This window comes from Curtobacterium sp. P97 (genome assembly GCF_023712445.1).
In the GTDB taxonomy this organism is placed as follows: domain Bacteria; phylum Actinomycetota; class Actinomycetes; order Actinomycetales; family Microbacteriaceae; genus Curtobacterium.
In genome coordinates this window covers 113,712-134,437 of sequence record NZ_JAMAYF010000003.1, presented here as the reverse complement: position 1 = coordinate 134,437, position 20,726 = coordinate 113,712, and the positions used below count along the sequence as shown (strand labels likewise).

15 protein-coding genes are annotated in these 20,726 nt (G+C 71.2%); 8 read left to right on the top strand and 7 right to left on the bottom strand.

From position 1 onward, the window contains the following. Positions 1-15 precede the first annotated feature (15 nt). The 4 genes from M3677_RS04035 to M3677_RS04020 form a co-directional block, all read right to left on the bottom strand. Positions 16-999 (bottom strand): aldo/keto reductase, encoded by a 984-nt coding sequence (locus M3677_RS04035; protein ID WP_251159845.1) that lies wholly within the window; start codon positions 997-999, stop codon positions 16-18. A 380-nt stretch (positions 1,000-1,379) separates the two neighbouring features. Then, entirely contained in the window at positions 1,380-1,946 is a 567-nt protein-coding gene (locus M3677_RS04030) for a TIGR03086 family metal-binding protein (RefSeq protein ID WP_251159844.1), read from the bottom strand. 528 nt (positions 1,947-2,474) lie between these two features. Further along, positions 2,475-3,035, bottom strand: coding sequence for a YceI family protein (locus M3677_RS04025; RefSeq protein WP_066652989.1), 561 nt, complete (start codon positions 3,033-3,035; stop codon positions 2,475-2,477). A 120-nt stretch (positions 3,036-3,155) separates the two neighbouring features. Then, complete coding sequence (locus M3677_RS04020) at positions 3,156-4,100, bottom strand: hypothetical protein (RefSeq protein WP_251159843.1); 945 nt, start codon at positions 4,098-4,100, stop codon at positions 3,156-3,158. A gap of 500 nt (positions 4,101-4,600) precedes the next feature. On the opposite strand from M3677_RS04020, the gene M3677_RS04015 reads away from it, so the two are divergent. From M3677_RS04015 to M3677_RS03980, 8 genes are all read left to right on the top strand, one after another. Next, positions 4,601-5,605 carry an aldo/keto reductase family protein gene (locus M3677_RS04015; RefSeq protein ID WP_209683542.1) on the top strand — a complete coding sequence of 335 codons (1,005 nt, stop codon included), beginning with the start codon at positions 4,601-4,603 and terminating at the stop codon, positions 5,603-5,605. Positions 5,606-5,891: 286 nt separating this feature from the next. Beyond that, entirely contained in the window at positions 5,892-6,422 is a 531-nt protein-coding gene (locus M3677_RS04010) for a GtrA family protein (RefSeq protein WP_235426514.1), read from the top strand. After that, positions 6,419-7,942, top strand: a complete 1,524-nt coding sequence (locus tag M3677_RS04005; protein WP_251159842.1) for a glycosyltransferase — start codon at positions 6,419-6,421, stop codon at positions 7,940-7,942. Before M3677_RS04010 ends, M3677_RS04005 begins: the two co-directional genes overlap by 4 nt. Further along, positions 7,939-9,927, top strand: coding sequence for a glycosyltransferase family 39 protein (locus M3677_RS04000; protein WP_251154745.1), 1,989 nt, complete (start codon positions 7,939-7,941; stop codon positions 9,925-9,927). Before M3677_RS04005 ends, M3677_RS04000 begins: the two co-directional genes overlap by 4 nt. A gap of 293 nt (positions 9,928-10,220) precedes the next feature. After that, complete coding sequence (locus M3677_RS03995; protein ID WP_209683533.1) at positions 10,221-11,069, top strand: DUF4397 domain-containing protein; 849 nt, start codon at positions 10,221-10,223, stop codon at positions 11,067-11,069. A gap of 131 nt (positions 11,070-11,200) precedes the next feature. After that, the gene (locus M3677_RS03990) at positions 11,201-12,352 is read left to right on the top strand and encodes a glycosyl hydrolase family 8 (RefSeq protein WP_251159841.1); all 1,152 of its coding nucleotides are present in this window, start codon (positions 11,201-11,203) and stop codon (positions 12,350-12,352) included. Continuing rightward, a complete protein-coding gene (locus M3677_RS03985) occupies positions 12,349-13,062 on the top strand; it encodes a class F sortase (protein ID WP_209683529.1) in 714 nt (237 codons plus the stop codon). The genes M3677_RS03990 and M3677_RS03985 overlap by 4 nt, the downstream gene beginning before the upstream one ends. A gap of 45 nt (positions 13,063-13,107) precedes the next feature. Continuing rightward, the gene (locus M3677_RS03980; RefSeq protein ID WP_200884134.1) at positions 13,108-13,902 is read left to right on the top strand and encodes a polyprenol monophosphomannose synthase; all 795 of its coding nucleotides are present in this window, start codon (positions 13,108-13,110) and stop codon (positions 13,900-13,902) included. A gap of 166 nt (positions 13,903-14,068) precedes the next feature. Here M3677_RS03980 and treZ read toward each other — a convergent pair whose 3' ends face one another. The 3 genes from treZ to glgX are packed head-to-tail and all read right to left on the bottom strand — an operon-like array spanning position 14,069 to position 20,678. Further along, positions 14,069-15,823, bottom strand: a complete 1,755-nt coding sequence (treZ, locus tag M3677_RS03975) for a malto-oligosyltrehalose trehalohydrolase (RefSeq protein ID WP_066653008.1) — start codon at positions 15,821-15,823, stop codon at positions 14,069-14,071. Continuing rightward, positions 15,820-18,267, bottom strand: a complete 2,448-nt coding sequence (treY, locus tag M3677_RS03970; RefSeq protein WP_066653011.1) for a malto-oligosyltrehalose synthase — start codon at positions 18,265-18,267, stop codon at positions 15,820-15,822. Before treY ends, treZ begins: the two co-directional genes overlap by 4 nt. Beyond that, the gene (gene glgX, locus M3677_RS03965) at positions 18,264-20,678 is read right to left on the bottom strand and encodes a glycogen debranching protein GlgX (protein ID WP_066653022.1); all 2,415 of its coding nucleotides are present in this window, start codon (positions 20,676-20,678) and stop codon (positions 18,264-18,266) included. Before glgX ends, treY begins: the two co-directional genes overlap by 4 nt. Positions 20,679-20,726: the final 48 nt, after the last annotated feature.

The window sequence follows — 20,726 nt, the reverse complement described above, 5'->3', positions numbered from 1 at the left end:
CGTCGTCGGGTCGCGTCAGAAACCGGACGGCACCCGCGGGGTGTAGGCGGACTCGAGTCGCGACACCTCATCGGGCGTCAGCTCCATCGCGACCGCCGCCACGGCGTCGTCGATGTGGTGCTCCTTCGTCGCGCCGATGATCGGCGCGGTGACGGCGGGCTTGCCGGCCACCCACGCCAGGGCGACCTGCGCCATGCTCGCGCCGCGGGCCTCGGCGACCTGCTGGACCGCGTCGACGACGGCACGGTTCGCGTCCTCGTCCTGGCGGTACAGCGTCTTGCCGAACTCGTCCGTGTCCGAGCGGCTGCCCGAACCCTGGGCGTCCCACGGGCGGGTCACCTTGCCGCGGGCCAGTGGGCTCCACGGGATGACACCGACGCCGGTCGCCTGCGCGAACGGGTGCATCTCGCGCTCCTCCTCACGCTCGAGGAGGTTGTACTGGTCCTGCATGCTGACGAACTTCGTCCACCCGTGCAGCTCGGCGGTGTGCTGCATCTGCGCGAACTGCCACGCCCACATGCTGCTCGCGCCGATGTAGCGCGCCTTGCCGGCCTTGACGACGTCGTGGAGCGCCTCCATGGTCTCCTCGATCGGCGTGTGCGGGTCGAACCGGTGGATCTGGTACAGGTCCACGTAGTCCGTGCCGAGCCGGGTCAGCGAGGCGTCGATCTCGTGCATGATCGCGGCTCGGGAGAGCCCGGCGCCGTTCGGACCGGGGCGCATGCGGTTGAAGACCTTGGTGAAGACCTGGACCTCCTCCCGCGGGGCGATCTCCTTGAGGAGCTGCCCGGTGATCTCCTCGCTCGAGCCGGCCGAGTAGACGTTGGCGGTGTCGAACGAGGTGATGCCGGCCTCGTAGGCACGGCGGACGAACGGGCGGGCGTCGTCGATGTCGACGCTCCACGGGTGGGCACCCTGGTCCGGCTTGCCGTAGGACATCATGCCGAGGACGATGCGGCTGATCTCGAGGCCCGTGCGCCCGAGGCGGGTCGTGCGCACCGAGGACCCGGCGGCGTCGGGGGCGTCGGTCGAGGCGGTGGTTCCGGTCGTTCCGGGGGTTCCGGTCGTTCCGGGGGTTGCGGTCTCTTCGGCGGCTCCGTGGCGTCCGTGGGCGTCGGTCGAGGCGGTCGAGCGGGCGTTGTCTGCTGCGTTCGTGATGGCTCCTTCGTCGATTCCGCCCGCCGGGTGTCCGGCGGGCGGTTCCTGTTGGATGAGTGCTGTCATCGTCGTCGTGTCGGGCTGCCAGGCGTCAGGCGTCAGGCCTGCCGAACGACGAGCGGGCGGATATTCCTCGCGTGCGCTCACGCTGCCGCTGGTTCCGCCCACTGGCGTGCTGCCGCCGATTCCGTCCCTCGGTGTCGAACGGGCGGAAAGACGCGTCAGGCGTTCACCCTGGCATCGCGACCTGTGACCGCGAGCAGGCGGATCTGCAGCGGCGCATCCTCGTCGACCTCGACCGGCGCGGCGTACAGCCCGGTCGCCGCGAGGTCCTGGATCTGCGGCTCGAAGTACTCCCACACAGCGCGGACGAGTTCATCGGGCAACGCTTCGTCGGTCCCCGTCGCGCGCGCGAGGTCCCACGTGTGGATGGTGATGTCGCTGGTCTGCTCGGTCAGGTACTCGTCTGCACGGACCACGTCGGTGCTGAGGTGCACGGGAGTGTCAGCGGGCGCGTTCTGCCATGCGCTCGAAGCTGCCGCCGCGAACTTCGCCCACTCGTCGACGAGGTCCTGCCCGATGGGTTCGAGGTCCGCCTCGGCCTGCGCGTAGTCGCACCCCGTCAGGAGCTTGGGGATCCATCGCTGTTCGTCGATGACGTGCGTCACCAGGTCGCGCGTGGTCCACTCCGAGTCGGGAGTGGACGCTTCCCAGTCGGTCACTGCAGCGACGCGGCGTCCGAACTCGGCTGCGGCGAGGGACTGCAGCGCGATCCAGTCGGTGGCCATGGTGGTGCTCCTCTTCGGTCGGGGCGGGTGCGAGGTGCAACGGGACCGACGGACGGGCGATTCCCGCGCTGAACAGGCGACACGCTACGCCCGCTCGCTAGCTCTGTGCGCGTGCGGGGCAGCGCTCGGTGTCGTCTGCGGGCCGAAAGCGGTCGGTCATCGCGACGGTCGGGCTAATCCGGCGTCGAGGTCGAGCCGGCAGCGACGGAAACACCCGCTCGTGCTCGGGCGGGCGGAATCGGTACGCGGCGGCGGGGACGGCTGCGGGAATGGCCCGCTCGTGCCTGAGCGGACGGGATCGGCGCATGCAGGGCAACGGTGGTCACAGGAATGGCCCGCTCGAGTTCACGGGCGGGCGTCCGGCCGGCTCACCGATCACGGACCGGGCCATCGGGAACGCGGAACGGCCCGGCTCCGTGGGGGAGGAGCCGGGCCGTTCGCCGGGTACTGCAGGTACTTCGTTCGGTGTCCGCGGCCGTCGTCCCCGCGCTCGGGCGGGGCGACAGCCGTGGTTCAGTGACCCGGAGGTCAGGCCGCCTGGAGGACGAACTGCACGTCGAGGTTGATGGTGACGTCGTTGCCGAGCGTGAAGCCGCCGGCCTCGAGCGCCGCGTTCCAGTTCACGCCGAACTCGGTGCGGTCGATCTTCGTGGTCGCCTCGGCGCCGAGCTTGACCTGGCCGTAGCCGTCGGTGGTCACGCCACCGAACTCGGTCTTCAGCGTGACGTTCTTGGTCACGCCGCGGAGCGAGAGCTCACCGTCGATGAGCATGTCGTCGCCGTCCTCGCGGATGCCGGTCGACTTGAAGGTCATCTGCGGGTGCTCCTCGGTGAGGAAGAAGTCACCGGTGGCGAGGTGCTGATCGCGCTGCGCCTGGTTCGTGTTGATGCTCGCGACATCGATCGAGGCCTCGAGGGTCGTGTCGAGCGGGTTCTCGGCGGTGACGAGCGTCGCGTCGAAGCGCTCGAAGGAGCCCTTGACCTTGCTGATCGCGAGGTGGCGAACGGAGAAGGTGACCTCGGAGTGGGTCGGGTCGATCTTCCAGGTACCGGTCTGGTAGCCCGGGATGGCGGAGGCGTTGAGCGTCATGGTGACTCCTTACGAGAGCGTTGGTCTGCGGTTCCCGACCAGGCGAGCATCTTCATGCGCCTGCATCGATTCGAACTGTAGCCCATTGTGCACCTGTTTGGTTGAAGCGTCAACCAATGTTCACGTGAACGTCGCAACGGGATGTCGGGACCGCGTGTCGTGCCTCCCGGCCGTGCCCGTCGTGAGCAGCCGCCGGATGCGCTCCACGAAGTCGTCGGCGAGCGGACCGACGTCATCCGCTGTGGCCCGGATCAGCCACCAGTCGACGTCCTTCAGTCGCTCGCCGCGTGTCAGGTCCTTGCGGAACACCTGCGGGTCGGATCGGTGGAGGTCGCTCTCGTACTCGATCGCGACCCTCGCGTCCGGGTAGGCCAGGTCCACGCAGGCGACCCATCTGCCTCCGACGACGACGTCGTGGTTGAGCGACGGAAGGGGGAGTCCGCGCCGGACCAGGACCAGTCGGAGACGTGTCTCGCCCGGGCTCCGCGAGCCCGGGCGCACCTCGGCGAGCGCGGCGCGTGCCTTGCGGACGTGCCGCCCGCCGCGGTGGCGGCGGACGACGGCCCTGAGTTCGTCGACCGTGCACCAGTTCAGCCATCCGACCAACGCGTCGCCGGCGATGACGAGTTCGTCGACCGTGAGGAACGCTGCCAGCACGACGAAGGTGGTGGCCGGGTCCACGATCGGGGTGGTCCCGGAACGGACGACGTTCGCGAGGTGTGCCCTGGTTCGGTGGCCGACGGTCCCGCGCACGCGGATGGCCTGGTCCTTGCCGATGGTGGTCACGTGGATGCGTCGGTCTGCCTCGAGTCTGCGTGGGAGCGGTATGCCGAGGAGGTGCGCTGCGGTCGTGTGACTGAACGCCTGGTCGTACCGGAGCCGTGGAGCGACCGCGCGTGCACGGTCCGCGTGGGAGGTGGGTGGGGTCCAGCACCGTGTGCCGTGGAAGGGGCGGCAGAGCCGTCGTGAGCGGAGTCGGCTCGCCGGGACACCGCGGTGCAGTGCCTCGCGGACGCGGAAGGGGCGTCCGCGGAGCGGCGGCGGGAAGTGGTCGGCGATGGACATGCGGGCAGCGTGCCTGATCGTCCAGGTCGGCCGTGGCGGGTGCTGTCGAGCTGTGGATGGGCGCCGGACGGAGCGAGGTGTGCAGGACTCGTGCCTTGCCGAGGACCGGTGCGTGCGGCCCGGAGCGGGCGGATCCGGTCTGTTGCTGCTCTCACCCCGAGCGGGCGGATCCGGATGAGGTCGGGAGGCGCACGTCGCGTGTTCCGCCCACTCGCGCCAGCACCCGATCCGATTCCACCCGACCACACCGCGTCGCGTGTTCCGCCCGCCCACGCATGCGGCGCCCACGCCGGCGGCGCCCGTGCCGGCGGCGCCCGTGCCGGCGGCGCCCGTGCCGGCGGCGCCCGTGCCGGCGGCGCCCGTGCCGGCGGCGCCCGTGCCGGCGGCGCCCGTGCCGGCGGCGCCCGCGCCGGCGGCGCCCGTGCCGGCGGCGCCCGTGCCTCTCCACAGGTACTCGCACACCCCCTCACGAGAGCGCTCACTCCACTAGCGTCAGGAGCATGGAATTCAGGTACCTGGGCAACTCCGGACTCAAGATCTCCGAGATCACCTACGGCAACTGGCTGACGCACGGCTCGCAGGTCGAGAACGACGTCGCCACCCAGTGCGTGCGGGCAGCGCTCGACGCCGGCATCACCACGTTCGACACCGCCGACACGTACGCCAACACCGCGGCGGAGACGGTCCTCGGCGAGGCGCTCAAGGCCGAGCGTCGCCAGTCGCTCGAGATCTTCACGAAGGTCTACTGGCCGACCGGGCCGAAGGGGCACAACGACGTCGGCCTCTCCCGCAAGCACATCACGGAGTCGATCGACGGCTCGCTCGAGCGCCTGCAGACCGACTACGTCGACCTCTACCAGGCGCACCGCTACGACCACGAGACGCCGCTCGAGGAGACCATGCAGGCCTTCGCGGACGTCGTCCGTCAGGGCAAGGCGCTCTACATCGGCGTCAGCGAGTGGAACGCGGAGCAGATCCGCGCCGGTGCCGCGCTGGCGAAGGAGCTCGGCTTCCAGCTCATCTCGAACCAGCCGCAGTACTCGATGCTGTGGCGCGTCATCGAGGGCGAGGTCGTCCCCGCCTCGAAGCAGCTCGGTCTCAGCCAGATCGTCTGGTCCCCGATCGCACAGGGTGTCCTCACCGGCAAGTACAAGCCGGGTCAGCCGGCCCCCGAGGGGTCCCGCGCCACGGACGAGAAGGGCGGCGCGGACATGATCAAGCGGTTCATGCGCGACGAGGTCCTCGAAGCCGTGCAGCGCCTGCAGCCCGTCGCCGACCAGGCCGGCCTCACGCTGGCCCAGCTCGCGATCGCGTGGACGCTGCAGAACCCGAACGTCGCCTCGGCGATCGTCGGCGCGTCCCGCCCCGAGCAGGTCACCGACAACGTGAAGGCCGCGGGCGTGACGCTCGACGCTGATGCGCTCGCCGCCATCGACGAGGCGCTCGGCGACATCCCGGAGCGCGATGCCAGCAAGACGGTCAGCCCGGAGCAGCGCCCCGCGTAGCGCGCGACCGACCGACGGACGGGAGGCACGGTGCCAGCTGGCACCGTGCCTCCCGTCCGTCGTACAGCAAGCTCACGACGAGCGCGACCGTCCGGACGGACTGCCCTTCTGGCACCTGATCAGCAAAAACGCTGAAGGATGTTCACTGATGAACGGCAGGTGTCGCGGAACTGGCAGAGTCCTGGCAGGGGCTGTACCCCGACCAAACCACTCCGCAACGTGCCCCCGAAGAGGGGGCATGACCCGAACCGTCACCCCCGTTCTGGTGCCACCAGGCACAGGCTCGGTGCCGACCTCCACCGCCTCGACCGCCCACCCAGCGGCGACCGGCGTCCCTGCGGCGAGCGTCGCACGACCGGCCCTCGGCCCGCGGCTCCGCGCCACCATGACGCAGCTCGCGTCGTTCGGCGCCATCGGAGCGATCTGCTTCCTCATCGACCTCGGCGTCTACAACCTCCTGCGCGCGACCGTCCTGCCCGACGGTCCGATCGCCGCGAAGATCGTCTCCGCCGTCATCGCCACGGTGGTCGCGTGGCTCGCGAACCGCTCGATCACGTTCCGTTCGCAGCGGCAGGTCGGCCGGAAGGAGACCCTCCGCGAGGGACTCCTCTTCGCCGTCACGAACGTCATCGGTCTCGGCATCGCCGCGGCCTGCCTGTTCGTCTCGCACTACGTCCTCGGCTTCACCTCGACCCTCGCCGACAACGTCGCCGGCAACGGGGTGGGTCTCGTCCTCGGCACCGTCTTCCGGTTCGCCGCGTACAAGGCCCTCGTCTTCCGTTCCACCGACGCTCACGCGAAGGAGCACGCCGCATGACCATCACCACCACGCTGCTGACGGCCGCCGGGCCGCTGCTGCAGCCGAACGAGGGGACCGGTCCCGCCGGGGACCTCCCGAACCGCGGGACCACGGACGTCCCGACGGGAGGCTCGGGACAGGCTCCGCAGGTCGCCTGGTCGCTGGGCGAGTGGGTCGGCTACTCGGCGCTCATCGCGGTCTCCGTGCTGCTCACGGTGATCGCGCTCACCACGCTGTGGTGGATGCTGCACGCCTGGCGCTCACGTGACGCGCTGAAGTCGACGAGCTTCAGCCAGACCCCGCTGCCGGCCGCCCACCGCTTCACCCTGCTGGTGCCCGGTCGGCACGAGCAGGACGTGATGGGCGAGACGCTCGACATGCTCGCGACGCAGGACCACCCGGACTTCGAGATCATCGCGATCGTCGGCGAGGACGACCCGGAGACGGACGCCGTCGTGCGCGCGGCTGCGGAGCGTCATCCGGGACTGATCCGCGTGGTCGTCGACGACACCGCACCGAAGAACAAGCCGAAGGCGATGAACCTCGCGCTGCAGTACGCGACGGGCGACATCGTCGGGGTGTTCGACGCCGAGGACGAGGTCTACCCGAAGCTGCTGTCGCTCGTCGACTCGCGCTTCCAGGAGACCGGCGCTGACGTCGTGCAGGGCGGCGTCCAGCTGATGAACTTCAAGTCGAGTTGGTGGTCGCTCCGCAACGTGCTCGAGTACTACTTCTGGTTCCGCTCGCGCCTTCACTTCCACGCGGGCTCGAAGTTCATCCCGCTCGGCGGCAACACCGTCTTCGTGACGAAGGAGCGCCTCGAGTGGTCGGACGGCTGGGATGCGCACTGCCTCGCCGAGGACTGCGAGCTCGGCGTCCGGCTCTCCGCCGACGGCGCGAGGGTCGTCGTCGCCTACAGCCCCGAGGCCGTCACCCGCGAGGAGACGCCGCCCACGTTCGCGTCCCTGCTCAAGCAGCGGACCCGCTGGAACCAGGGCTTCCTGCAGGTGCTCGGCAAGGGGGAGTGGAAGAAGCTGCCGTCCTTCCGCCAGCGCTTCTTCGCCCGCTACATGCTGACCATGCCGTTCATCCAGGCGGCGACCGGTCTGCTCATCCCGCTCAGCGTCCTGATGATCCTCTTCGTCAAGGTGCCGACGGCGATCGCCCTCGTCTCGTTCATCCCGGTGGCGCCCACGCTCATGCTGCTCGCCGTCGAGGTCGTCGGACTCAACGAGTTCGGTCGCATATACAAGGAGAAGGTCCGCATCCGCGACTACGTGAAGCTCGTCCTCGGCCTGGTGCCGTACCAGGTGTTCCTCGCCGCAGCGGCGGTCCGTGCCGTCGTCCGCCACGTCAAGGGGCAGAACGGGTGGGAGAAGACCGAGCACACGGGCCAGCACCGCACCGGTGGCGCTCAGCCCGAGGTCGTCGGGTTCGCGTCCGAGCTGACCGGCTCGGCTGCGTCCGCATCATCGGCTGCGTCCTCGTCCTCGTCTGAGCGTGCGCTCGCCGGTTCGTCTGCAGGAGGTGCCCGATGACCGCCACCATCACCCACACCACCGGGATCCCCGTCCGGGGTGCCGCCTCCCTGTCCGGCGTGCGCGGTTGGTTCCGTGTCCACGCGGCGAGCATCGGTTGGCTGGTGCCCGTCCTCATCGTGACCGTCGTGGTGCAGGCGTGGAACATGACCGGTACCCCGCAGCGCATCGACGACGAGGGGACCTACACCGCCCAGGCGTGGGCGATCGCCAACCTCGGGGAGATCACCCACTACACCTACTGGTACGACCACCCGCCGCTGGGGTGGATCCAGATCGCGGCGTACACGTCGCTGACCGGGGCGTTCGCGCGCTACCCGTTCGCCGTCGAGGCCGCCCGCGAGGCGATGGTCTTCTTCGCCGCCGTCTCCAGCGTCCTGCTCTTCGTCCTCGCGCGTCGACTGGGCGCAGGTCGCGTCACGGCCGCGGTCGCGGGGCTCGTCTTCGCCCTCTCACCGCTGGCCCTGCAGTACCACCGCACGGTCTACATCGACAACGTCGCGACGCCGTGGCTCCTCGCCGCGTTCGTGCTGGCGCTCAGCCGACGCCAGCAGCTCGCCGGGTTCGCCGGAGCGGCCGCGTGCCTCGGCGTCGCGGTGCTCTCCAAGGAGACGTACCTGCTCGCGCTGCCGTTCCTGATCTGGATCGCGGTCCGTCGGGCCGACAGGAGCACCCGTCGGTACACGCTGAGCGTCGCCGGGGCCGTCCTGGTCGTCATCGGTGGCGGCTACCTGCTGCTCGCCGCGGTCAAGGGTGAGCTCCTGCCCGGCGCCGGGCGGGTGAGCCTCTTCGAGGGCATCACCTACCAGCTCGGTTCGCGCACCGCGTCGGGATCGATCTTCGACGGAGGCAGCCTGGCGAACCAGGCCGCCGCACAGTGGTGGGCGCTCGACCCCGTCTTCATCGTGCTCGGTTCGGCCGCCGCGGTCGTCGGGCTGTTCCTGCGCCGGGTCCGCCCGATCGCCGCGATGCTCGTCTTCCTGCTCGCGATGATGTTCCGCCCGAACGGGTACCTGCCGGTGCCGTACGTCATCGTGCTCGTGCCCTTCGCAGCGCTGCTCGTCGCGTACACCGCCGAGCGAGCGGTCCTCGCGCTCGCCGGACGGATCCGGTCCAACGCCCGGACCCGCGTGCACGGAATCGCTCGACGTGGCTTCGGTGCCGCCTGGGCCGTGGTCACCGCAGCGGCCGTCGTCGTGGCGGTGCCGCTCTGGGGCACGCAGCTGCGCGGGTTCACGTCGGCGAACCTCGACCTGCCGATGCAGCAGGCCGAGCAGTGGGTCGGCGACAACGTCCCGAAGTCCTCGCGGCTACTCGTGGACGACGCCATGTGGGTCGACCTGGTCCGCGACGGGTACGCCCGCAACAACGTCATCTGGTACTACAAGCTTGACACCGACGCCGCCGTCCAGCGCCAGTCGCCGAACGGGTGGAAGGACTCCGACTACGTCGTCACGACGGACTCGATGCGCACCGGCGGGAACTCCTCGCAGGACGTGTCGCTCGCCATCCGGAACTCGACGAGCGTGGCCACGTTCGGCACCGGTGACCAGCAGGTCGACGTCCGTCGCATCCACTCCGAGGGCGAGGCGGCCGCGAACGACGCGATCACCGCCGCGACGAACGGGCGGAAGACGATGGGGACCGAGCTCGCGCAGAACCCGGCGCTCCGGGCCGACGCCGGCACGAAGTCGCAGTTCCGAGCGGGTCAGGTCGACTCGCGCGCGATGCTCGCCCTCGGCCAGGTGCTCGCCGACCAGTCGGTGACGGTCGAACGGTTCCGCCCGCTCACTGGGGAGGACGGGCAGCCCTTCCGCCGGCTCGTCGTGCAGACCGCCGACCGGGCGGATGCTGCTCGTGCCGTCGCCACCTTCGATGCCATGAGCGACGGGATCCGCCCGGCCGACGTCGAGCGCGACGGGGAGCGGGTCGTCGTGACCTACACCCCGGCCGATCCCACGACGACGCCGACGAGCGCCTCCTGACCCCGGCCCCGTCGTGAGCGGGCGGAACCGGTAGCCGAACCGGCAGCCCCCGAGCAGGATCCGCCCGCTCGCGGAACGGCGAGCGCCTCCTGACCCCGGCCTCGTCGTGAGCGGGCGGAACCGGCAGCCGAACCGGCAGGCCCGAGCAGGATCCGCCCGCTCGCGCACCGCCACCGGCCACCAGCCCCGCTCCCCACCTCCACCCCCCACACGCTGCCCAGCCCCACGCTCCGCAGCACCAGCACCAGCCCCAGCACCAGCACCAGCACCGCCCGAACCGAAGGAGCACCACGATGCACGCACGCACCTCCGCGCCCACCGTCACCCGCCGCGCCACCCGCCGCCCGGTCGTCGTCGCCGGGATCGCCGCCGCCGTCGTCGCCGCCACCGTCGGCCTCGCCGCACCGCAGACCGCCTCGGCCGCGACCGGCTCCGACGAGGGCTGGCTCCGCGTCGGCCACCTCTCCCCGGACACCAAGGGCGTCGACGTCGAGCTGACCAGCCTGTCCGGCGGCAAGACGGTGTTCGAGCTCGACGACGTCACGTACGGCCAGGTCAGCCCCTACCAGGAGCTCCCCGTCGGCACCTACGTCCTCTCGATGCGCGCTGCCGACGCCCCCGACTCCACCCCGGTGATCTCGACCGACGTCCAGGTCCAGCAGGGCGACGCGAACACCGTCGTCGCCTACGGCAAGAACGACGACCTGCAGACCAAGGCGTTCACCGACGACCTGCAGCAGCCCGGTGACGGCAAGGCCAAGCTCCGCCTCGTCCAGGCCGCGACCACGGCGAAGGAGGTCGACGTCAGCACGACCGACGGCACCGCCATCGCCGAGGACGCCTCCTTCGGCACGGCCACCCGGTACGCGACGGTCGGCGCCGGCAAGTGGTCGCTCGACGTCTCCGGCAGCGGCCAGCGCGGGACCGCCGAGGTCGACCTCGCCGGCAACACCGTCTCGACGCTCTTCGTCCTCGACGACAGCAAGGGCGACCTGACCGTCGTGCCCGTCACCGACGCGGCCGCCACGGCAACGACCCCGTCCGGTGGGGTCCAGACCGGTGGTGGCGGCGCAGCCGCCGACCGCCCCGTCACCGAGTTCACGCACGCGATCGTGGCGGCGTTCCGCTCGCTGTTCCACTGACCGACGGGCAGCCGACGGGTCGCGTGACCCGTCGGGCCCGGCCTGGAGGCGCGGATCACCGCAGCCCGAGCGCCCACCTGGTGCGCGCCTCCCGTCCGACCGTCCCCGACCACCCCGGAAGAGGTGCCGGCATGACCCGCAGGACCTGGATCCCCATCACCGCCGCAGCGGCGGTCGTCGTCGCCGTCGGCGTCGCCCTCGTCGCCGTCCGTCCGTGGAGCGACGCCGTGCCGCAGGCAGGAGCGACCTCGAGCGTGACCTCGTCGCCCGCCCCGGACGTCGACCGCAGCGCCGCCGAGCTGCGGCAGGACTTCCTCGACGACTACGTGCAGGACGGCCGGGTCGTCCGCACCGACCAGGGCGGCGACACCGTCAGCGAGGGGCAGGCCTACGGTCTGCTCATCGCCTACGCGGACGACGACCGTGAGACCTTCGGCGACATCTGGTCGTGGACGAAGCGGCACCTGGTGACCGACGACGACCTGCTCGCGTGGCGGTGGACGCCGGAGGACGGGGTCGTCGACGGCCAGTCCGCGAGCGATGCCGACCTCGACGCCGCCCGGGCACTCGTGCTCGCCGGCGACCGGTGGGGCGACGCGCGGTACACCGCCGCGGGCAGGGCGATGGCGTCGGCGATCCTCGAGCACGAGACGGCGGAGACCGACCTCGGGACGATCCTGCTGCCGGGGCCGTGGGCGGACACCGAGCCGTACCGGTACGACGCGTCCTACGCGTCACCCGCCGCGTTCCGGGTGCTGGAGCGGGCGACCGGCGACCGCCGCTGGGCGGAGCTCACCGAGGGCTCTCGTGCGGTGACCGCCGCCGTGCTCGACGTCAGCGACCTGCCGAGCGACTGGTCCCAGGTGCACGCCGACGGCACGGTCGAACCGATGCCCGCGAACGGCGACCAGGGCAGCGTCGTCTACGGGTGGGACGCGATGCGGCTGCCGCTGCGCTACGCCGAGGCGTGCTCGGCCGAGGACCGCACGCTCGCCGGGTCGATCGCGCCGACCCTGCGCCGGAGCACCGAGCTCGCAGCCCAGCTCGACCTGGGCGGCACGGCCGTGACCGGGGACACCAGCGCGCTCGCCTACGCCGCACGGGCAGCGGCCGAGCACGCGGCCGGCTCGTCGGCGGCGGCGTCGGCCGACCTGCGGCGGATGGACCGGACCTCGGCGACCACCCCGACCTACTACGGCGACGCGTGGGCAGCGCTCGGCGCGACCATGCTCACGTCCGACGTCCTCGGTGGCTGCGCGACCGACGCGGGAGGCGCCTCGTGACCGGGCGTCGAACCGCGACCGGACCGAGCCGGTGGTGGTCCGGCCGCCCCGGCGTGCTCGTCGGTGGAGCGGTGGCGGCGGTCCTCGTCGGCGGCGGCATCGCCGGGGTGGCCGTCGCCACCACGGGGACCGACGCCGCGGGGACCCGGACGGCGGCGACCAGCAGCCCGTCCGCGAGGACTGACCCGGGTGCGGCGGCGAACGGCTCCGGGGCAGGCGAGACGTCGGGCTTCCAGGACCCCGCTGCCCCGGCGGCACGCTCGACCGCCACGCCGGTGCGGGTGGAGATCCCGGCGATCGGTGTGTCCTCGGGCCTCGAGGACCTCGGCCGCGGTGCCGCTGGGGAGCTCGACCCGCCGGAGGACTGGGACAGCGCGGGCTGGTTCGCCGACGGCATCGTGCCGGGGCAGGTCGGGCCGGCCGTGATCGCCGGGCACGTCGACAGCCCGACGAGCGCAGCCGTCTTCTTCCGGCTCGACGAACTCGTGGCCGGGGACGAGATCCACGTGGCGATGTCCGACGGCACGACCCGCACCTTCACGGTCGACCGTTCGGAGCGCGCCGCGAAGTCGGCCTTCCCGACGAGTGACGTGTACGGCAGCGCACCGACCCCGCAGCTCCGGCTGATCACGTGCGACGGTACGTTCGACACCGCGACCGGGCACTACACGGACAATCTGATCGTGTTCGCAGACCTGACGTCGGGCTGACGCAGGGCGACCCGATACCCTTCGATGCGAACCGCGAGGAGCACCATGAGCACGTCCCTGGTCATCATCCCGACCTACGACGAGGCGGAGAACGTCCGCCCGATCGTCGCCCGCACCCTGGCCGCGACCGACGACAGCGTCCACGTGCTCGTCGTCGACGACAACTCCCCGGACGGTACCGGCGACATCGCGGACGAGATCGCGCGTGAGACCGACCGGGTCCACGTGATGCACCGGACGGTGAAGGACGGCCTCGGCGGCGCGTACCTCGCGGGGTTCGCCTGGGGCCTCGAGCACGGCTACGACAAGCTCGTCGAGATGGACGCGGACGGCTCGCACCACCCGGAGTACCTCCCGTGGATGCTCGAGCTCGCCGACTCGAACGACCTCGTGCTCGGCTCCCGCTGGATCAAGGGTGGCGAGGTCGAGAACTGGCCGTGGTACCGCGAACTGCTGTCCCGCGGCGGGAACCTCTACACGCGGATGGCGCTCGGCATCGCGGTGCGTGACGCGACCGGCGGCTTCCGGGTGTTCACGTCGAAGGCGTTCGAGCGGATCGACCTGGCCGGGGTCGCGTCGAAGGGGTACTGCTTCCAGGTCGACCTGTGCTGGCGTGCGCTCGAGGCCGGGTTGCGGGTCGTCGAGACGCCGATCACCTTCACCGAGCGCGAGTTCGGCGTCTCGAAGATGAGCGGCAACATCGTCCGTGAGAGCCTGACGCTCGTGACGAAGTGGGGCATCGACCGGCGGGTGCGCGAGGTGCGCTCGGTCGTGAAGGACCACCGCCGACTGCCCTCGGTGCGCAAGAACGCGCACGCGGTCGGAGACCAGTCCGCCTGACCCGCAACGGCCCGGGACCGGTGCCGGTGATGGCCCGGTACCGGTAGCGGTTCTGCCGCGCCGTGCCCGGCCGGTGTCGTGGCCACTCTGCTCCGCGCAAGCGACAGTCCCCCGTGGGGGTTCCACGGGGGACTGTCGCTCACGCAGATCGGTCAGGGGACGTCCGTCAGCGCAGGACCACCACGCCGCGCGACGCGAACCGGACCACACCGGCGTCGACGCTCGCCTCACCGAAGCGGTAGAGCTCCTCACCGGTCGCGTCCGGGACGGACACCTCGGCAGCGTCGTCGGCGAAGTTCACCACGACGTGCACCGGCGCCGCGTCGGGCCCGAGCAGACCGCGGGTCAGCACGAGCCAGCGGTCGTCCCCGTCGAAGCGGACGGCGTTCGCCTCGTAGCGGTGGTCGACGAAGGCCTGCTCGGTGCGGCGCAGCGCGACGAGCACGCGGTAGGCCCGGAGGATCCGCGCACCCCGCTCCGAGGTGACGTCGGCCCAGTCGAGCTTCGAGTTCGAGAACGTCGTCGGGTCCTGCGGGTCCGGGACGACCGATTCGTCCCAACCGTGCTCCGCGAACTCGGCGATCCGACCCTTCGCCGTGATCTCGCCCAGCGCCTTCTCCGGGTGGGAGGTGAAGAACTGCCACGGCGTGGTCGCGGCGAACTCCTCGCCCATGAACAGCATCGGCGTGAACGGGCCGAGCAGCGTCAGCGCCGCGGCGATGACGAGCGACTCGTCGTCGAGTGACGCCGCGAGCCGGTCGCCCGCGGCGCGGTTGCCGATCTGGTCGTGGTTCTGGTTCGCGACGACCAGCGCCGTCGCGGGCGACGTCCCGCGGTCGATCGGTCGACCGTGCCGCTTCCCGCGGAACGACGACCAGGTGCCGTCGTGGAAGAACCCGTGCTCCAGGACCTTCGCCAGCGCCGAGAGCGGTGCGAAGTCGGCGTAGTAGCCGTTCGTCTCGCCGGTGAGCGCCACGTGGACGGCGTGGTGGAAGTCGTCCGACCACTGTCCGGTCAGGCCGTACCCGGAGGCCTCCTGCGGACGGAACATGACCGGGTCGTTGAGGTCCGACTCGGCGATGAGCGAGAGCGGGCGCCCGACGAACTCCGAGTACGACTCGGTCTCGGAGGCCATGACCTGCAGCACGTGCGGGCGCGTGGTGTCCCGGATCGCGTGCACCGCGTCGAGCCGGAGTCCGTCGACGTGGTGGTCGCGGAACCACATCCGCACGTTGTCCAGCACGTACCGGCGGACCTCGGGGTGCTCGACGTTGACCGAGTCGCCCCAGGTGTTCCCGAGCCCCTGCAGCAGGTACGGACCGTACAGCGGCAGGTAGTTCCCGCTCGGGCCGAGGTGGTTGTAGACGACGTCCTGGATGACCCCGAGGCCCAGCGCGTGGGCGGTGTCGACGAAGCGGTCGTAGGCGTCGGGACCGCCGTAGGGGTGGTGCACGGCGAACCAGCCGACCCCGTCGTAGCCCCAGTTCCACTCGCCGTTGACGGCGTTGACGGGGAGCAGCTCGACGAACTCCACGCCGAGCTCGACGAGGTGGTCGAGCTTCGCGGCCGCAGCGTCGAGGGTGCCCTCGGGCGTGTAGGTGCCGATGTGCATCTCGTAGATCACACCGCCGCGGGCGGGACGGCCCGTCCAGGCCTCGTCGGTCCACGCGAAGCGCTCCGGGTCCACGACCTCGGACGTGCCGTGCACCCCGTCCGGCTGGTACCGGCTGCGGGGGTCCGGGCGGACGTCCTCGTCGTCGTCGATACGGAAGCCGTAGCGCGCGCCGACGACCGGGGCGACCTCGTCGGTGCTCCACCAGTCGTCGTCACCGCGGGTCAGGGCGTACTCGACGTCGTCGACGACCAGGCGCACGCGCTCGGGGTTCGGCGCCCAGACGGCGTAGCGGGCGGGAACGGTCATGCGTGACCCTCCAGGATCTCGATCTCGGCCTGCTGGTCGGAGACGGCGGTGCCGTCCGACCCGGAGGCCGCGGGGGTGGTCGTCGACGTGGACGAGGAGGCAGCGGCCGCCCCGGCGTCGGCGAGGTCGGCGGGCACGAGGAGCGCAACCGGCAGGTCCGTGAGCAGCTCGGCGAGCGCGATGCCGCGGGACGCGGGGAACCGTCGACCGGTGAGCAGGTCGACCCGGTCGAGCGGCACCGGGTGCACCAGGGTGTCGCCCCAGCCCCCGACCCGCTCGAGTCCGACGGGCAGGCGTGTCGCGACGGTCACGGCACCGCCACGGTCGAACGCCAGGACGTGGTCGGCGGCGCTGCCCGTGGCCTCGAGCCCCAGGTAGCGGGTGAACAGCTCGGGGTGGTCGCGGCGCAGGCGCAGGGCCCGGCTGACGACGAGGGTCTTCACGGCACCGTCGAGTCCGACGGCCGGCAGCCGCTCGGGGCCGTCGTCCTCGGGGCCGTCGAGCCCGGCGAGCACGTGCCGGAGCTCGGCGTAGTCGACCGGTCGGCGGTTGTCGGGGTCGACGAGCGACCGGTCCCAGCCCTCGGTGCCCTGGTAGACGTCCGGCACGCCGGGCATCGTCAGCTGCACGAGCTTCTGGGCCAGCCCGTTCGACCACCCGGCAGCGTTGATGACCTGGTCGAGCTCGTCGAGCACGGCCACGACCTGCGGATCGTCGAACGACGCGTCGACGAGCGCGTGCATCTGCTCCTCGAACGCCTCGTCCGGCTCGGTCCACGTCGTGCTGTCGCCGGCCTCGCGCGACGCCTTCTCGGCGTAGGCGTGCAGGCGATCGCGGCTCGCAGGACGTGCACCGACGATGGCCTGCCACAACAGGTCCGCCATCACGGCGTCGTCGAGCGGGGCCAGGGATCGCAGCCGCGCGAGCGCGTCGGCCCACTCGGAGCCGAGCTCGGCGAGCACGCTGATGCGCGCACGGGTGTCCTCGCTGCGCTTCGTGTCGTGCGTGGTGAGCGTCGTCATGGTGTGCGGCCAGCTGCCCTGGCGGTCGCGCTGGGCCTGGTGGAAGTCCTCCACCGAGACGGCGAACAGGCTCGGGTCTGCGCCGACCTCGCTCAGGGTGGTCAGGCGCGACGTGCGGTAGAACGCGGTGTCCTCGACGCCCTTCGCCATCACCATGCCCGACGTCTGCTGCAGCCGGACGGCCGCGGCGTGACCGGGGTCGACGAGCGCCGGTGCGATGCGGTCGATCACGTCGTCGAGGTCCGGGCGGGCCTCGGCGGCGCGTTCGAGGGCGTCGATGAGGTGGTGGACGCCCTCGGGCAGGTACGTCCGGTAGACCTCGAAGGACGCGACGATCTCGGCGACGGCGTCGACGACGCGGTCCTCGGGCACGTCGGGTGCCACGGGGGCGAGGAGCCGTGCGAGCCGGCGGACCTCGCTGCCGAGGATGCCGTCGGCGATCCCGCGCCGGGTGTCGTGCGTGAGCTGCTGCCAGTCGGCGGGCTCGGCACCGGACGCGGCGGTGAGCGCCGGTTCACCCGCGGGGTCGACGAAGACACGGTCGACCACGGCGAGGGCGTCGTAGCCGGTGGTGCCGTCGACCGGCCACGACGACGGGAGCTGCTCGCCGGGCTCGAGGATCTTCTCGACGAGCGTGTACGCGCCGCCGGTGAGGTCGTGCAGGTCCTGCAGGTACCCGGCGGGGTCGTACAGGCCGTCCGGGTGGTCGATGCGCAGGCCGTCCACGAGCCCGTCGCGGAACCAGCCGCCGATCGTCGCGTGGGACGAGGCGAACACTTCGGGCTCCTCGACGCGGATCGCCGCGAGGGTGTTGACCGCGAAGAAGCGACGGTAGTTGAGGTCGTGGTCCGCGCGCTTCCAGTGCACGAACTCGTAGTGCTGACGGGCGTGCACGGCTGCGACGTCGTCACCGTCCTGCACGGTCCCCTCGGCCGCCGGGTAGGCGGTCTCGCCGACGTACAGCCGGCCGTCCCGCAGCTCGACCGCGTCGAGCAGCCGGTCGTCGAGCACCGGGATCCGGATGCGCCCGTCCCCGGCCTGCCAGTCCACGTCGAAGGCCCACGCGACGGGGGAGCCCTGTCCGGACTCGAGCAGGGACCACCACCACGGGTTCGCCTCGGGAGTGGCGACGCCGACGTGGTTCGGCACGATGTCGACGAGGACGCCCAGCCCGGCGGCGTGCGCGGCCTCGGCGAGGGCTCGGAGCGCGGCGTCGCCGCCGCGCTCGGTGTCGACGTGCGAGTGGTCGACGACGTCGTAGCCGTGCTGCGACCCGGGCTCGGCCTGCAGCACGGGGGAGAGGTAGACCCAGTCGGCACCGAGGGTGCGGATGTGGTCGACCACGCCCCGGGCGGCGTCGAGGTCGAAGTCTGCGGTGACCTGCAGCCGGTAGGTGGACGTGGGGACGCGGCGAGCGCTCACGCGGTGGCTCCTGTGGGATCGGGTTCGGGTTCGGTGTCAGGGGAGTCGGGGTCGGCGTCGGTCTCGTTGACCGGGTCCGTTGCGGACGTGCCCTCGGCCGACGCCGTCAGCTGTTCCGCCCCGGACGGAGCAGCGTCGGACGGTTCCGCGCCGGACGGTGCAGCGTCGGACGGTGCAGCGTCGGACGGTTCCGCCCCGGACGGTTCCGGGTCGGTGGCGGACGCCGCCGTGGACGCCGCGGGGTTGGTCGGGGTGGACTGCCGCCCGCCCTCGACCGACTCCACCTGCGTGGTGGTGACCTCGTGGTCGGGCTCGGCACGGAGCACGATCATCGAGCGCGCCGGCACGTCGAGCGGGGTCCCGGCGTCGAGGACCGTCTCGCGGGCGCCGGGTTCGGCCGTGTCGATCCGGACGGTCCACCCGGGCGAGTACTCCTCGGGCGGCAGGGTGAAGGTCACGACGTCGTCGTGTGCGTTGTAGTACGTCAGGAACGCCACGTCGGTCACACGCTCGCCCCAGCGGTCGCGGCCGCGGATGCCCTCGCCGTTCAGGTACATGCCGACGCTCTTGCCGAAGCCGGAGTCCCAGTCCTCGGGGTCCATCGCGTCGCCGGACGGGGTCAGCCACACGACGTCGGGCAGTGGCTCGCCCTCGCCCCGGCGCACCGGACGACCGTTGAAGTACCGGGTGCGGCGGAAGGTCGGGTGGTCGTGCCGGAGCTTCACGACGTCGGCGGTGAACTGCACGAGTTCGTCGTCGGCGTGCTCCCAGTCGATCCAGCTGATCGCGGAGTCCTGCGCGTACACGTTGTTGTTGCCGTGCTGGGTGCGGCCGAGCTCGTCGCCGTGGGCGATCATCGGCACGCCCTGGCTGAGCAGCAGGGTGGCGAGGAAGTTCCGCCGGCGCTGCAGTCGGAGCGCGGCGACCTCCGGGTCGTCCGTCGGCCCCTCGACGCCCGAGTTCCACGACCGGTTGTGGCTCTCGCCGTCGTTGTTGTCCTCGCCGTTGGCGTCGTTGTGCTTCTCGTTGTACGCGACCAGGTCGTACAGCGTGAAGCCGTCGTGGGCGGTGATGAAGTTGATGCTCGCCTTGGGCGTCCGGCCGTCGTGCTCGTACAGGTCGGCCGACCCGGAGATGCGCGAGGCGAACTCGCCGAGCGTCGAGGGCTCGCCCCGCCAGAAGTCACGCACGGTGTCGCGGTACTTGCCGTTCCACTCGGACCACTGCGGCGGGAAGTTGCCGACCTGGTACCCGCCGGGCCCGACGTCCCACGGCTCGGCGATGAGCTTGACCTGGGACACGATCGGGTCCTGCTGGACCAGTTCGAAGAAGGCCGCGAGCCGGTCGACCTCGTAGAACTCGCGGGCCAGGGCCGCGGCGAGGTCGAAGCGGAACCCGTCGACGTGCATCTCGGTGACCCAGTACCGCAGCGAGTCCATGATGAGCTGCAGCGAGTGCGGGTGCCCGACGTTGAGCGAGTTCCCGGTGCCCGTGGTGTCCATGTAGTACCGCTTGTCGTCCTCGACCAGGCGGTAGTACGCCGCGTTGTCGATGCCGCGGAAGGACAGCGTCGGCCCGAGGTGGTTGCCCTCTGCCGTGTGGTTGTAGACGACGTCGAGGACGACCTCGATGCCGGCACGGTGGAGCTCGCGCACCATCGCCTTGAACTCCTGCACCTGCTGCCCGCGGTCGCCGGACGACGAGTAGTGCGAGTGCGGCGCGAAGAAGCCGATCGTGTTGTAGCCCCAGTAGTTCGACAGCCCCTTCTCCTGCAGCGTGGAGTCGTTGACGAACTGGTGCACCGGCATGAGCTCGAGCGTCGTGATCCCCAGGCGCTTGAGGTGCTCGATGACCGCCGGGTGCGCGACACCGGCGTAGGTGCCCCGTTGCTCCTCGGGCACGTCGGGGTGCGTCTCGGTGAGGCCCTTGACGTGCGCCTCGTAGATCACCGTCTCGCCGTAGGGGACCCGGGGAGCCCGGTCACCCTGCCAGTCGAAGAACGGGTTGATGACGACGCCCTTCATCATGTGGGACGCCGAGTCCTGGTCGTCGGTCGAGTCCGGGTCGCCGAACGTGTACGAGAACAGCGCCTGGTCCCAGTCGATGTCCCCGCTGGTCGCCTTGGCGTACGGGTCGAGGAGCAGCTTGTGCGGGTTGCCGCGCAGTCCGTTCGCCGGGTCGTACGGGGCGTGCACGCGGAAGCCGTACTCCTGCCCCGGGGCGACGTTCGGCAGGTAGGCGTGCCAGACGTGTGCGTCCACCTCGACCAGGTCGACGCACTCCTCGTTCCCCGCGTCGTCGAAGAGGCACAGTTCCACGCGGTCGGCGACCTCGCTGAACAGGGCGAAGTTCGTGCCGCTGCCGTCGTAGGTCGCCCCGAGGGGGTACGGGTTGCCGGGCCAGGTGTGCAAACAGTCCTCCAGGTGTGGGTTCCGCCACGGTATCGGCGCGGGCCGTCC

Excerpts from the sequence above, each read along its gene's own strand:
- M3677_RS04030 (WP_251159844.1), bottom strand. The coding sequence starts at position 1,946 with ATGGCCACCGACTGGATCGCGCTGCAGTCCCTCGCCGCAGCCGAGTTC.
- M3677_RS04025 (WP_066652989.1), bottom strand. The coding sequence starts at position 3,035 with ATGACGCTCAACGCCTCCGCCATCCCGGGCTACCAGACCGGTACCTGG.
- M3677_RS04020 (WP_251159843.1), bottom strand. The coding sequence starts at position 4,100 with ATGTCCATCGCCGACCACTTCCCGCCGCCGCTCCGCGGACGCCCCTTC.
- M3677_RS04015 (WP_209683542.1), top strand. The coding sequence starts at position 4,601 with ATGGAATTCAGGTACCTGGGCAACTCCGGACTCAAGATCTCCGAGATC.
- M3677_RS04005 (WP_251159842.1), top strand. The coding sequence starts at position 6,419 with ATGACCATCACCACCACGCTGCTGACGGCCGCCGGGCCGCTGCTGCAG.
- M3677_RS04000 (WP_251154745.1), top strand. The coding sequence starts at position 7,939 with ATGACCGCCACCATCACCCACACCACCGGGATCCCCGTCCGGGGTGCC.
- M3677_RS03995 (WP_209683533.1), top strand. The coding sequence starts at position 10,221 with ATGCACGCACGCACCTCCGCGCCCACCGTCACCCGCCGCGCCACCCGC.
- M3677_RS03990 (WP_251159841.1), top strand. The coding sequence starts at position 11,201 with ATGACCCGCAGGACCTGGATCCCCATCACCGCCGCAGCGGCGGTCGTC.
- M3677_RS03980 (WP_200884134.1), top strand. The coding sequence starts at position 13,108 with ATGAGCACGTCCCTGGTCATCATCCCGACCTACGACGAGGCGGAGAAC.
- treZ (WP_066653008.1), bottom strand. The coding sequence starts at position 15,823 with ATGACCGTTCCCGCCCGCTACGCCGTCTGGGCGCCGAACCCCGAGCGC.